Raw genomic sequence first — 12591 nt, forward strand, 5'->3', positions numbered from 1 at the left:
CCCGCGGAGCGGGTACCCCGGCGGCAAGCCGCCGGGCAGGATGCGCCTCCGCTTCGCTTCGGCGGAAATTCCCGCGCAAGCGCGGGAATGGAATTCCGCAAGCGGAATTCAGAAGCGGACGGTAAACCCGCTTCGCGGGTTTACCCGGATTCCCGCAAGCGGGAATCCTTTGGCTGACTGGGAGGGCGGGTGCATCACGTGCGGCACTGTGTAGGCTCAGGAATTCCACCGTATCCCCCGAAGTTGATGCCCAGTCGACCCGCTGACCGTCAAGGCCGATACTTCCCGTCGAGCCCAGTGGACTCCGCTTCGCTCCGCCCACCCTGAACGCCCGTCGCCAGCCACCTCGAAGCCGTCGCCACGAGAGAAGCATGCCACCTGCAGTGCGAGCTCATACCCGAATAATGCCATGCATCACTCCGGAGTGGAGACCTTCGGCAGGCCCAGTGCATCACAGTGATGCACTGTGTAGAGTCAGTGTTGCAGACACACCCCCGCTGTTCGACTCTCTTGCGGGCATCGTGTGGTCAAGGAAATCCCCTCCGGCATTCCATGGAAGGATCGGGGACATGCCCATCGAGTTGCGTGACCACCAGATCGAGGCGGTTGACGCGATCATTCGCGCGCTGGACATCCCGCCGGGCGGGGTGATTCCGGCGGACGGGCTGCGGGCGCAGATTCACGCGGCCTGCGGGACCGGGAAGACGTACATCTGCGCGGCGGTCGCCCGGCGGATGGCGCCGCGCGGCCGGGTGCTCGTCCTGGTGCCGACGCTGGCCCTGCTGGGGCAGACGATCAAGGCGTGGCGGGAGGTCGGGCACACCGGGCCGGCGGTCGCGGTGTGCGGGATGCAGGACGACGTCGAGCTGTGGTCGATGGACGTGCGGTGCACCACCAACCCGATCCGGCTGGCGATGTGGCACGAGAGCGGGCCGGTGACCATCTTCGCCACTTACAGCTCGCTGGGCGTGCTGGCGGAGGCCTTCGAGGGCGCCTACGGCAAGAACCTGGACCCGCTGGACCTGGCGGTGGTCGATGAGGCGCACCGCACCAGTGGGAGCTTGGGGAAGGCGTGGGCGGCGATCCACCACCAGGCGGAGATCCCGGCGGCGCGGCGCCTGTACGCGACGGCGACTCCACGTATCTGGCAGGAGCGGCCGGTGCCGGCCTGGGATCTGCGCGAGGGCTACCGGCACGAGCGGATGCCGGAAGAGATGGCCGCATCCATGGATGATCTTGAAATCTTCGGGCCCGTCGCGTGGAAGCTACCGCTGTCCGAGGCGGTGAAGCGGGGTCTGCTGGCGCGGTATCAGATCATCGTGGTCGAGCTGACCGACCCGGTGGTCACCCCGGAGAAGCTCATGAGCCCGGAGCGGCGCCAGGAGGAGATCCGCGGGCAGCGGCTCGGCGCGCTCCAGGCCGCCATGCTCCACACCATGGCGCAGCACGGCCTCCAGACGATGATCACCTTCCACCACCGGACCATAGAGTCCCAGGCGTTCGCGGAAGGGCTGCCGGCGGTAGCGCAGCGGCTGCACGTGGGTGATCCGGAGTTCTATCCGGAGCGGATCTGGGCGGACTGGCTCAAGGGTGAGCACGCCGGGGAGCGGCGGGCGCGGGTGCTGGCGGAGTTCGGGCGCAGCGCGCGGCGGGCCGTGCTGGCGCAGTGTCGGGTGCTGGGTGAGGGCGTGGACATTCGGGCCGTGGACTCGGTGGCCCTGCTGGACCCGAAGGGCGCGCCGCACGACATCGTCCAGGCCATCGGCCGGGCGCTCAGGCAGCAGCCTGGCGAGGGGAAGCTGGCTTCGCTGATCGTGCCCGTCTTTCTGAAGGAGGGTGAGCAGGCGCGGGACATGTTCACCTCTGGGAGTTACCGGCCTTTGGTGAGTGTGCTTCAGGCTTTGCGGGCTCATGACGAGGAGGCCGTGGAATTGCTGGCGATCCCTCAGGCCGAGCAGAATGCCAGTGTGGAGCCGTCCACGGATATCGGTCCGGCTCCTGAGGAGGGTGAGCGGGAAAGCCGGATGCTGCTGCGTTTCTCGGCTCCCAGGGATCCGGTGATGGTTGCGCAGTGGGTTTCGTTCAATGTGATCGACACGGAGCGGCAGGACTGGGCCCGGGGTTGGTCGGCCGCGGAGAAGTTCGCCAAGCGGGAGGGGCATCTGCGGGTGCCGTTCGACCACCGCGAGGCCACCAGGGCCGGCCTCGACCCGCAGCAGATGTACCCGCTGGGGCACTGGGTGAGCGAGCAGCGCAAGGCCTACGCGGCGTCGGAGATGGAGGGCAAGCGGGCCTGGCGGCTGGAAGCGTTGGGGATGGTGTGGGACCCGCTGGACGCGGCGTGGGAGGAGAACCTGGCCGCCGCCCGCGAGTACTACGCCCACCACGGCACCCTGGCTGCTCCCCGCACGGCCATCGCGCTGGACAAGCCGGTCGGGCAGTGGCTGTCCAACCAGCGCCGCCCCGGTGTCCTCGCGGAGCGCCCCGACCGCATCGAGGCCCTCGCCGGGATCGACCCGGACTGGAACCCGGAGTGGCCGCTGGACTGGCAGCGCCACTGGGCCGCCGTGCGGGAGTGCGTTGAGGGCGGGGCGCAGCTGGCGGATCTGCTGCCGGGGGTGACGGTGCACGGGCTGGATGTGGGGCGGTGGCTGGAGCGCCAGCGTCAGCACATCGTGTGGCAGGGGCTGATGGACGGGCAGCAGGGGCGCCTGGCCGTGCTCGGCATCGAACCGCTCGCGGCCCCGGCCGGGCAGGAAGGCGTAGCGGGCGGGGTGAGGGGCGCAGCGGGTGGGCGGCGGGCCGGCGGCGGGGCTCCGAGCGCCTTCGACCGCGGGCTGGCCGCGCTCGCCCGGTACCGGGAACGCACCGGGACGGTGACCGTCCCCCGCGGCCATGTCGAGCCGGTCGAGGACGGTGACGGCGGCACGGTGGAGGTGAAGCTCGGGGTGTGGATCTCCAACACCAAGACCCGCCGGGCCAGACTCACCCCGGAGCAGTTGGAGCGGCTCGCCGCGCTCGGACTCGACTGGCGCTGAACGAGGACAGGGGCAGGGGCACCCGGGTGGGCCCGGGTGGGCCCGGCGCCCGCCGAGACGCGCCCCCGGGCCGCCTCACGCCGCCCATGGCCGCCGGGTCCGGTGAGCAAGGCGGCCGGGCCCCGGCGAGGGAGGCCTGACGGCCTTCCAGGGACAGGGACGGGGGTCGGCGGCAGGGGCAGCGAAGGTCCTGGTGGAGTCGTCACTGACGCCGGCTTGCAGGTCTGCTGGTTCACCCTGGAGTCGCTCACGGCCAACCTCGGCCGAGCCGCCGTCGTCAACTCCGTCACCCGAGCCGTCAACAAGATCGCCCGATGTGACTTCATCGTCGTCGACGGCATCGGCATGCTGCCCTGCGGGCAGGCCGCCGCTGAGGCGTTCTACCGCGTCATCGACGCCGCCTACGAACGCCGCTCGGTGGTGGTGACCAGCAACCTTCACCTCTCGAAAACGCGCATGTTCCGGCGAACCTGTGCCAGGCGGTGCCTGAACAGCACGGGTTCCCCTTGCGAGGTGGATGCTGCATGATCGACTAGTGCTGGTGGAGGTAGAGAAGATCGCGAAATTCCCGGGGAACCGGTTGCTGGCTCAGGTCAACACCGCCATCGGCGGCACTGCGGTGCGTTGGTGCGGGGATCCGGCCGCCGAGTTGGGCGACTACCACGTGGAATGGACGGTCGATGAGGAGATCTTCTGGGGGCGAAACGCCAAGCCGGCTGTCGGTGCCGGGCCTGAGATCCGCCCCGGCGGACACTGCGTTGTCCTGCGAGGACGGCTGAGCCTCGCGGGAGACGGTGTCGGCATGCTGGACTTGGATGGCACGGTGATCCTGCTGGATCTGGCAGATCCATTGCCTGACGGCGTCGGCGGCACCTGGGTCGAGCTCTACGTCGAGCGCGAGAACATCGCTCTCTACCCCTACGAACTCTGACCGGAGATCAGTTCTGGGAGACGTTCCACCCCGACATGCGGGTCTCGTCGATGTGGTCGGACAGATAGATGAGTGTGGCCTGTGAGTCCATGCCGAACGCGGCGGCGACGAGTTTGGGGTCCAGGGTGTTCACCAGGTCGACCAGCCGGGTGCTGCGGATCATCCGGGACGGGAACCGCAGTCGTCAAGGACGTGGGAGAGACAGGCAGTTGAGGCCGGGCTCTGCCTGGCCTTCGTTCCCTTGGTGACCATGACGTGGGGATTGTCGGTCCGCCATGCCGCTCGGTGGGTCAGGCACCGCTGCAGGACCGTCCAGGAGGCCGGATCGAGGGGAACGGGATGGGGCCGTTTGCCGAGCCGGACTGTCCGGGCGGAGTCGTTGATGACGTCGATCTGCAGCATCCGGGCCTCTGGGCTGGAGGCGCCATGCAGCAGGGCGAGCATACCCACCAGGGCCTCGTGCGGATGCACTCGTTCGTCGGTCGTCCAGCGCCGGAAGATCTGACGCTGCTGGTCGAGGGTGAGGGTCCGGCCGCGGGAGCCGTTCGCCTCTTTGACGGTGAGGGTGCGGGTCGGATCGACCGGCACCAGTTTTTGGGCACGGTCGAACCGGAAGAACTGCCGCAGCACCGTCAGCCGGCGCTTTCGGGCCTTGGGCAGTGTCGCGAGGAACGCCTCGATGTCGTGCACATCGACAAGAGACCAGTCGTCCTTGTCTTTCTCGGCGACCAGGAAGAGCGCCAGGTCACGCATGGTGGCCAGGGCGGTCTCCAGGGTGCGGTCGCTGCGGGGGCGGGCGCAGCGGGCCCGGATAGCCGGGCCTGGAGGCCGAGCAGCGGGACCTGCTGACGGCGATCAGCATCGAGGAGGACCAGGAGCTGGCCGCCGCGAAGGCCGCCGCCGCGGCGAAGCCGGCGGTGTCCCGTGGGGGGCCGGTTCCAGCAGGGCCTCGCGGCCCTGGCGCAGTTCGTGGGGCGGGGAGCGGCATTCCCGGGTGCCTCGCCCGTACAAGGAGCCGGTGGAGGCTGTGGAGGCGGGTGCGGGGGTGAGGAGCGGGTGGTGGTGTCGCACTTCGCGCTGGGCACGTGGCTCAACAACCATAAGGCCCGCCGGGACAAGTTCACCCCGGGCCAGCTCGGCCAGCTCGCCGAACACGGCGTCGAGTGGGCGTAGCGGGCGGCGTTGGGATTCCCGGGACATTCACGTGATTCCCGTGCACCGACGGAGTCGGCAGGTCAGGACCGGTCGGGCTTCCTTCGTGGATGGAGACTCGAGTGGGAACACCAGGACGGGCGTCTCAACGGATGAATCAAACGATTCCCACTGGACTCATGAGAAGCGCCAGTCAAGGGCCACTCAACCCTCGGCGCAGCGGTAGGAACTCACACACGCGGACCTGTCTGCCGGCGCCAAACGCCGGTTCCGCACAGGGACCCGGGCGGGCTCCAGCTGGCCTCTGCGCAGGTCTATAGGCTGACGGGATGACAGGAGTACTGGAGTTCGGCGCGCTGCTGGCGCGCCTGTTGAGGCGTCGAGCGCTCGACGGCTGCGTGCTCTCGACGGCGGCCGGCACCGGTCTGGAGGAGTTGCAGGCCGTGCTCGACGGGCAACCGCCGACCGAACGGCTGCTCAGCAGCGTCGGGCCGGTGCTCGGCCTGCACGCCGCCGACCTGTTCGTCCTCGCCGGGCAGCCGGTACCCGATGGCCTGACACCGGTCACCCGCAATCCGCATTGGTCGGTCAGCCACGTCGTCTACGACACGATGGTCATGCCCGCGGAGAACCGGCGCCCGCTGCTGGACGCGATCCGGGCGCAGCCCCTTGTATCGCGGGCGGGACGGGGCGGGACCCACCGGCCGTACCACCGGTACGAGCCGGGCTTCGGCGCGGTACTCCTGCAACTCACGCACAACCGAAACCTCAAGTGGACGTGCACGGCCAAGGCCCTGTACGCGGTGACCGGCGGGCGGATCTATCTGGCGGCATCCACCATTGGCGGAATCGGCCGCGGCACCGTCGAAGTGACGCCCGAACTGGTCGCCGGCTTCGCGGGCCTGCTCGGCATCCCCGCCGTCGACCTCGCGGCGCTCGGCCGCGTCTGCCTGCCGCACGACCTGCCGCCGCTCCACCCACGGGCCACCGACGTGGCCGCCGTCATCTGGGAAGCCCGACGCCTCATCACCGCCCAGCTCGACGCGGTCGAGCGGATCTCTCGCCACCTCGCCGCCCGCTGACCGGCTGGGCCGGCCAAGACTGCGGGAACAACGAAGCCGGGGCCGGAACGGGGAAAGCCGACCAGGACGCAGGGCAGTTTCGAAGTCGGTAGCGTGCCAGCTATGACCACGCCCGCCGCCGCTGGCCAGGGGTGAATGCCTACGCCGAACCCGGTGACCACACGCCGAACACGGGCAGCGGCCAATCGGTACCTGGAACAGCGCGGCGAGTCGTCGGCTGGTGTGCGCTCGCCCGTCTCGGCTACCGGCTGCCAGGCAGCAGGCGAAGTACGTCACGCAGCAGTTGGACCACGTCCTCGGTGATCTCGGTACCGCGCTGCTCCGCCAGGGCGAGCAGTTGGGCGGCCTGTGCGGGGCTGGCGTCGAGGGACGGGACCGGGCGGGTGCGCCAGGGGTGCGGGGCCAGGTTGCGGATCTGTGTGGTGGCGTCGGTCTTGCCCTGGGCAGCGAGTCGGGGGTGGGTATCGCCGCTCACGAGGAGTGCGGCGCGCAGTGCGGTGAGGCGGTCGCGCCGGTTCAGCAACCGGTAGCCGGCCCGTCGGACCGTCGGCCGGTGCGGGTCGGCGAGCATGTCCCACAGCAGGTCGGCGGGCAGCCGGGTGGCATTGGGGGCGAGGGTGATGGCGGCCTCCTTGACCACGGCGGTGGAGCCGTCCCGCAGCAACACCGTGACCCGGGGAACAGGCACCGCGTCGAAGCTCCGCAGGGCGCGCAGCGCATGGACGCGGACCTGAGGGGCCGGGTTGTCCAGGAGGGCGGTGAGCAGTGGGCCGTCAGCCCGGCTACCGGTTTCGGCGAGCCCTGCGACCGCCCCGGCCTGCGGCTCGGCAACCTGGACGGCCGCGCGGTAGTACGCCAGTGAATCCGTACCGGTGCGGCGCGCTGCCTCCCGCGCCAGGGCCCGGACCAGCGCGGACGGGTCGTCGAGGAACGGCACCACGTCCTTGGGGGAACCGGTGCGCATCAGCCCTGTGAGGGCAGTGATCCGTACCTCGGCGTGACGGCTGCGGGCCAGCCGGCGCAGCAGCTCGACCTGGTCGGTCCACACTGCCTGCCGGGCGGCGGCCTCGGCTGCCCGGGCCCTGACCTGCCGGTCGGGGTCGCTCTCGGCGAGAACCGCGAGGTCACGAAGCCGCAGGCGATGGGCGGCGGTGTCGAGGACGAAGCGGCGCACCGAGGGCTCGGGGGCGGTGAGGAGCCTTCCGGACAGGGCCGTGCCCGACTCGGCCAGCAACGGCACGAGCAGTTGGCCGTGGGCGAAGGAGCCGCGCTGGCGCCGGTTGACCAGCAGGGCCGTGCGCACGGTCGCCGCGGTGGCCAGCAGGGGGTTCTCGTGGAGCAGCACGGCCAGCCCCGCGGAGGCCGTCTCCCGTACCTGCCGGACCCAGTCACTGGTGCGCAGTACGAGGAACGGCATCATCTCGGGGAGCTGGTGGTCCAGCATCCGCCGCACCGCGCGCTCGCGGATGCGGCCATCGGCGTGCGAGGCTGCCAGGACGAGCGTGACCAGGTCGGCCTCGGTGAGCGAGGGGGCAGGGCGCGTCGCGTACCACGACTCCCGCCGTATGAAGGCGTCCAGGCGCAGCAGCAGCGCCGGACGCTCCGTCAGCACGTGGAGAGCCTCGATCGGGTCTTCACGATCCCCGGCCGTACCGACCTCCAGCAGCGCGGCGATCAGCTCCTCGAGCGCACTTCCTTCCCGGGGCCGCGTTCCGGCAACCAGCAGCCGGACACGCTCCAGGGCATCCCCGCCGGCAGACGACGGCGAGGGCGGGACAGGCTGCTGACGACGGAGAAAGAAGTTCACCGTGCCATCCTGCCGCAGCCCGCCGACCTGACGCCCCTGTATACGACGCCATCAAGAACCCCGCTGCGGAGCCTCCGCCCGGCCGCTGGCTCGACCCCAGCAGCTCTGATAACGATCGGCATCCGTTCTTCACGCATTTCGGCGTGATGCTTCACCACCACCTCCGCGTTGCCCTTCACCACTTGCCGCTCCCCAAACGCCCCCGAACAGGAAGGACAGCCACCCGCGCCAGGATGAAAAGCAACGCCGAACCTGCTGAAAACACCCCGCCGATCATCACCGCGGCCCAGGTGTCGGCCGGGGGGCCGGGCACGCTGTCGCCGGAACGGCGGACCGCGTTGGAGGAGATTGACCCCTGGTGGTGCCTCACCTGGCAGCGCGCCTACGCCACCGCGCGGCAGTGGTGGCTCGAGAGCGACGGCCGCGTCGGCTGGGCGCGGCTGCCCGAGGACGTCGTCTTCGAGGGTGAGCCCCTCGGCCGGTGGGTGCGGGCGCAGCGTGCCGGCTTCGCCGCGCTCGACCAGGAGCAGCGGGACCTGCTGACCGCGGTCGGTATCGAGGAGGACCAGGAGCTGGCCGTCGCGCGGGCGGCGGCCGTGGCGAAGCCGAAAGTCTCCCGCGCGGACCGGTTCCAGCAGGGTCTGGCCGCCCTTGCCCAGTTCGTGAAGCGGGAGCGGCATCCCCGGGTGCCCCGCCCGCACAAGGAGCCGGTGGAGGCCGTAGAAGCGGGTCCTGGGGGTGAGGAGCAGATGGTGGTGTCGCGCTTCGCCCTGGACACCTGGCTCAACACCCAGAAAGCCCGCCGGGCGAAGCTCACGCCGGGCCAGCTCGCGCAGCTCGGGAAAGGTGTCCCGTAGAGACTGGCAGATCTGCTCCGGGCTCCAGCGCTTGTCCAGGTGATGCTGGATGAACTCCCGAAGCTCCGGACTCTGGCTGATCCTGCCGGGCTTGGGGCGGGGTCGGCGGGCGTCGGCGCGGGCCTGTGCGGCATGAGGCCGGTAACTCCCGCTGCCCGGGTGGCGGTTGCGCCGGATCTCGCGGCTGATCGTGGAGGGGCTGCGGCCCAGCTCGGCCGCGATCGCCCGCACGGTGGCCCGCTCTCGCAGCCGGTCGGCGATGTGGATGCGCTCGTCCTCGCGCAGGTACCGGGACGGACCGGACGGCTCTGCTACCGCTCGCAGCGGTAGCAGTGCCGTCCTTTGCGTCCCGGTGGGCTTGCGCCCGTTACGCCACTTCTGGCCAGTCCGCTCGTCGATGCCGACGATCCGGCATGCCTCTTTGTTGCTGTAGCCCTGCTGCATGAGCCGGGAGTATGCCGCCCGTTCCCGGGTCAGCTTCCGCGGGCCCTGAGGCGTCCGGTCCTTACGGATCTCGAAGTCCAATGCATCCCCTGAACTGGGGTGTTGCAACGACTCCTAGAACCCAAGGGGTCGACAGGGCCTCCATGACGGTGGCGCGGGAGACGTGGTGCCGGGCGGCCAGGGACGAGGGCAACCTGTCGCCTGCCCGGTGGTCGCGGCGGATCGCTTCGAAGAGTTCTGTTCCCGGTACAGCCATCGTCTCAACAGGTCACACCCTGCGGCCCTTCGCCGGGTAGAGCTTCGCGTGCAGCACCCGCTCCTCCCACCACGGATCGTCCGAGGCTGAGACCAGCGCGGCCACCAGCTCGCGCCTGGTCGGCGCAGGCAGCACCAACGGGCTCAAGTCCTTCTCGGCACGGTCCCGCTCACACCGCGGGCACTCCAACCGGCCAGGGCCGGCCTTCCCGGTCAGCTCCAACACCGAGCCCTCCTCCCCGCCGATCGAGCCCCGGCACGTCCAACACGGCCGCACCGCGGCGTTCGCCGTGCGGGCGGCCTCCAGCTGTTCTTCGGCCTCCCGTTCCAGCCGCTCGTTGCGGTCTTGGTGGCAGGTCCAGCAGCGGCCGCCGGGTCGGCGGGTCCACTCGCGGCTGCCGTACACCCAGGTGGTTTCCGCCTCGGGGACGTTGCCGCAGTCCACGCAGGCCAGGGTCCGCATCAGCTCGCGGTGGGCCTGGCGGGCCTTCTTCTCGCGGGCCTTCTGGCGCTGGTCGTAGGCGGCCCGGTTGTTCGGGTTCTCCAACGCCTCGATGGGGGAGTGCCGGCCCGAGCGGCCGTAGCGCCACCAGATGGGCCCGAGCGGCCCGCGGGCGGCCAGCAGCTCCAGCGTGGTCGCGATGACGGGCACGGCGTCCTCCCAGACCCGCAGCCGTCCTCGCCGCTCTCCTCGGAGGCAGTGGTCATGGTGGTGTGCTGGGCGGCCTGGGTACGCTTGCTGCGCAACTCGGCTATCCGGCCAACCACCCTGGCATCGTGCGCCGCGAGGGCCAACAGAACCCACACGACCCGGAGGATCGTGCGGAACAACGATGCTTCAGTCTCGGCTTTCACCGCCTCGCCCGTGTCGTGGACCTCGGGCGAGGGGAGGTAGGCGGGAGTGGTAACCCAGGACACCTTGCCTTGCCGGTAGGGCTGACGCAGCGCCCGATCGACGGCCAGGACGATGTCGATAACGCTCGGGTCCACGAAGCAGATCGCATCCACCGCCGGCAGCCGTACGTGAACACCATTCGAGTTACAGCGATTGCCGCCAGTTACGGTATGCGTGCGGCGACTCGGCAAAGCCTCTGTCGCTGAACGGGTTCGGCAGCGTGCCGCCGAGTGTACCGAGTAGAAAGTCGCCGAAGCCCGCCTCGAAGCGGATCCAGCGTTCCTCCCCGTAGAGGGGTTGGCGCTTGAAGACAACGACGTCCCAGCTGTCCGGGTCCCGGGCGTCGCAGAGCCAGAAGACCACGTCGCCATTGGCGCTCCTCGCGAAGGGGAGAAGTCTCCCCTCCTCCAGGTCCTCCGGGGCGGTGCCGGTAGGGGCCCCCGGTTCCTCCCTCGGGTCGAAGTCCAGTCCGTCGACGAGGTCGCCGCACAGGGAGCCAGCCACCGGCGGCGTGCTGACGCCGAGGTACTCGTCTAGCTCGCCGCCACCGTAGAGCGTAACGAAGTCGCGGTAGTCGGCGGGCAGGCGCAGGCCCGTGGTCTGTGCCAGCTCGTCCCAATCAACGGTGTCGCCCAGGACGCTCGGTTCCCCAAGCAGGGCCGAGAGGCGGGTGATTGCCGGGTGGACCATGGCGGTGTCTCCTCCGTGGGATGGCGCGGTTCGATCAGTCACCGTACTGCCCGGCGTCCTGCCCAGTGCCGCTGTAAATCGAGCTGCCGAGATTCTTCCAGCCGCTCCCTGCGGTGTAGATCAGGTTCGACGTCTTGTCGTGGTCCGCGCCGATCAGATAGCCGTCCTTGTTCCAGGCGATGTAGGACATCTCGATCTCGTAGGGTACGTTCCGGCTGCCCGCGTAGTGTGGGGTCACCTGGTAGAGGACTGTGTTCCCGCCATCGACCTGATTCTTCACCTTGTCCTCGAAGGTCAGCATGCTGTCCATGGGGCCCGGATTGGAGCCGCTCAGCTTCTTCTTCCCGACGTAGGAGTTGGCATCGCTGCCACAGGTGACCAGGTTGGCAAGGTTGGTGCCGGATCCGGACAGCTGCGCCCCTAGCACGTGGCAGGCGTGTACGTCGCGGGTATTCCCGCCCCAGTAGCCCACCTGCTTCCGGGCCCAGTCGTAGCCAGCGGGCTTGATGCCATTCTTCACGTCCGTGCTGCTGCCCTTATGCGAACTCAGGTAGGCGCTGTCCAGGCAGGCCGTGATACCAGTGGCTCGCCCACCGTTGCCGACATCCACCGGGCCAATGTCGACCCAGCCCGCGCCGTCGCGCTGGCAGCTCTGGCCTCGACGCTTGTCTTCTCCCCCCGGATCGCGGGGGCGCGGGCCGGGAATCGGCTTGGGCTCCGACTCAGTGAGGAGGTCGATCACGGCGTCGGTGCCGGCGACGATGCCGGCGCCGACGGCGGTTGCGGTGCCGACAACGGCCGGAACGCCTTCAACGACCACGCTGGAGACGACGGCGGTGCCGATGGTGACGATGGTGTCGGTGAAGAAGTCGATCGGGTCGGGGTTGGCGTGCAGGCGGTCGTTGTCGTTGATCGGGCGGGTATCCGTTGGCGGCTTGGGCCGGGGCAGGGTGGGGCCGGGGGGCGTGTGCGGACTGGGGCGCCGGTAGGGCGGGGCCGGCTTGGGGTGCGCTCCGCCATCTGAACCTCCTCCGCGACTGATTCGCCCGAGTTCGATGGTCGCTGTGACTCCCCTGTTGAGTTCACTCGTTGATGTCGGCGCGGGCGCCTGCCTAAAACCGGAGCCGCCGCAGTCAGTCGTCCACCAGTATTTGTCGCAGTTGATCTGCGGCCTAGCGGGCCCATCATCGGGAAACCCGTCTAGCCAATAACCCGGCCCAATCACCCACTTGGTGGGCACCCAGTTTGGGTCCTCCGGGGGGAAACACACAAGCGGGATGCGAAAGGGCACAAAACGTCGGATGCTCTGGCAGGTGTCGTGCCCTGACGGATCTGTCGAGTCGACCGGATCGCCGTTGCCGTACGTGAACCGGTTCCCTTGGACGGACGGGTTGGTGCCCAGCTGCCAGGAGTCGCGGGAGGCGAAGGTACCGCTGCCGG

The 12591-nt window shown here is 69.6% G+C and carries 11 protein-coding genes and 1 pseudogene; 5 read left to right on the plus strand and 7 right to left on the minus strand.

Going from position 1 to position 12591, the window contains the following annotated elements; translation table 11 throughout:
* The first annotated feature begins 569 nt into the window (after positions 1-569).
* From ACIQVZ_RS41165 to ACIQVZ_RS41175, 3 genes are all read left to right on the plus strand, one after another.
* Complete coding sequence (locus ACIQVZ_RS41165; protein WP_402457963.1) at positions 570-3038, plus strand: Helicase associated domain protein; 2469 nt, start codon at positions 570-572, stop codon at positions 3036-3038.
* 216 nt (positions 3039-3254) lie between these two features.
* Positions 3255-3566, plus strand: a complete 312-nt coding sequence (locus ACIQVZ_RS41170) for an ATP-binding protein (protein WP_402457939.1) — start codon at positions 3255-3257, stop codon at positions 3564-3566.
* Positions 3567-3573: 7 nt separating this feature from the next.
* A complete protein-coding gene (locus ACIQVZ_RS41175) occupies positions 3574-3969 on the plus strand; it encodes a hypothetical protein (RefSeq protein ID WP_402457941.1) in 396 nt (131 codons plus the stop codon).
* Positions 3970-3976: 7 nt separating this feature from the next.
* Here the strand turns inward: ACIQVZ_RS41175 and ACIQVZ_RS41180 are convergent, their stop codons facing one another.
* Both ACIQVZ_RS41180 and ACIQVZ_RS41185 read right to left on the minus strand, forming a co-directional pair.
* Complete coding sequence (locus ACIQVZ_RS41180) at positions 3977-4132, minus strand: hypothetical protein (protein WP_402457944.1); 156 nt, start codon at positions 4130-4132, stop codon at positions 3977-3979.
* Positions 4129-4722 (minus strand): hypothetical protein, encoded by a 594-nt coding sequence (locus tag ACIQVZ_RS41185; RefSeq protein WP_402457947.1) that lies wholly within the window; start codon positions 4720-4722, stop codon positions 4129-4131. Before ACIQVZ_RS41185 ends, ACIQVZ_RS41180 begins: the two co-directional genes overlap by 4 nt.
* A gap of 728 nt (positions 4723-5450) precedes the next feature.
* Between ACIQVZ_RS41185 and ACIQVZ_RS41190 the strand changes: the two genes are divergently transcribed.
* Positions 5451-6203 (plus strand): hypothetical protein, encoded by a 753-nt coding sequence (locus tag ACIQVZ_RS41190; RefSeq protein ID WP_402457948.1) that lies wholly within the window; start codon positions 5451-5453, stop codon positions 6201-6203.
* 241 nt (positions 6204-6444) lie between these two features.
* Here ACIQVZ_RS41190 and ACIQVZ_RS41195 read toward each other — a convergent pair whose 3' ends face one another.
* Positions 6445-8010, minus strand: coding sequence for a HEAT repeat domain-containing protein (locus ACIQVZ_RS41195; protein ID WP_402457950.1), 1566 nt, complete (start codon positions 8008-8010; stop codon positions 6445-6447).
* Positions 8011-8243: 233 nt separating this feature from the next.
* Here ACIQVZ_RS41195 and ACIQVZ_RS41200 point away from each other — a divergent pair, with 233 nt between their 5' ends.
* Entirely contained in the window at positions 8244-8867 is a 624-nt protein-coding gene (locus ACIQVZ_RS41200) for a helicase associated domain-containing protein (protein WP_402457953.1), read from the plus strand.
* On the opposite strand, the pseudogene ACIQVZ_RS41205 reads toward ACIQVZ_RS41200, so the two are convergent.
* The 4 genes and pseudogenes from ACIQVZ_RS41205 to ACIQVZ_RS41220 form a co-directional block, all read right to left on the minus strand.
* Positions 8835-9392 (minus strand): annotated as a pseudogene (locus ACIQVZ_RS41205) (helix-turn-helix domain-containing protein); the annotation flags it as partial. The gene ACIQVZ_RS41200 and the pseudogene ACIQVZ_RS41205 sit on opposite strands and share 33 nt — an antisense overlap.
* A 187-nt stretch (positions 9393-9579) precedes the next feature.
* Positions 9580-10218, minus strand: a complete 639-nt coding sequence (locus tag ACIQVZ_RS41210) for a hypothetical protein (protein ID WP_402457955.1) — start codon at positions 10216-10218, stop codon at positions 9580-9582.
* A gap of 387 nt (positions 10219-10605) precedes the next feature.
* Positions 10606-11151: an SMI1/KNR4 family protein gene (locus ACIQVZ_RS41215; protein ID WP_402457958.1), complete on the minus strand. Its 546-nt coding sequence runs from the start codon at positions 11149-11151 to the stop codon at positions 10606-10608.
* Between the two features lie 34 nt (positions 11152-11185).
* The coding region (locus ACIQVZ_RS41220; protein ID WP_402457961.1) for a DNA/RNA non-specific endonuclease at positions 11186-12591 on the minus strand (1406 nt) is incomplete at its 5' end.

Origin of the sequence: Kitasatospora sp. NPDC098663 (assembly GCF_044760075.1) — a bacterium.
GTDB lineage: Bacteria > Actinomycetota > Actinomycetes > Streptomycetales > Streptomycetaceae > Kitasatospora.

What these genes read in the sequence shown, in the direction of transcription:
- ACIQVZ_RS41185 (WP_402457947.1), bottom strand. Translation starts at nt 4,722, where the DNA reads ATGCGTGACCTGGCGCTCTTCCTGGTCGCCGAGAAAGACAAGGACGAC.
- ACIQVZ_RS41165 (WP_402457963.1), top strand. Translation starts at nt 570, where the DNA reads ATGCCCATCGAGTTGCGTGACCACCAGATCGAGGCGGTTGACGCGATC.
- ACIQVZ_RS41200 (WP_402457953.1), top strand. Translation starts at nt 8,244, where the DNA reads ATGAAAAGCAACGCCGAACCTGCTGAAAACACCCCGCCGATCATCACC.
- ACIQVZ_RS41180 (WP_402457944.1), bottom strand. Translation starts at nt 4,132, where the DNA reads ATGATCCGCAGCACCCGGCTGGTCGACCTGGTGAACACCCTGGACCCC.
- ACIQVZ_RS41190 (WP_402457948.1), top strand. Translation starts at nt 5,451, where the DNA reads ATGACAGGAGTACTGGAGTTCGGCGCGCTGCTGGCGCGCCTGTTGAGG.
- ACIQVZ_RS41215 (WP_402457958.1), bottom strand. Translation starts at nt 11,151, where the DNA reads ATGGTCCACCCGGCAATCACCCGCCTCTCGGCCCTGCTTGGGGAACCG.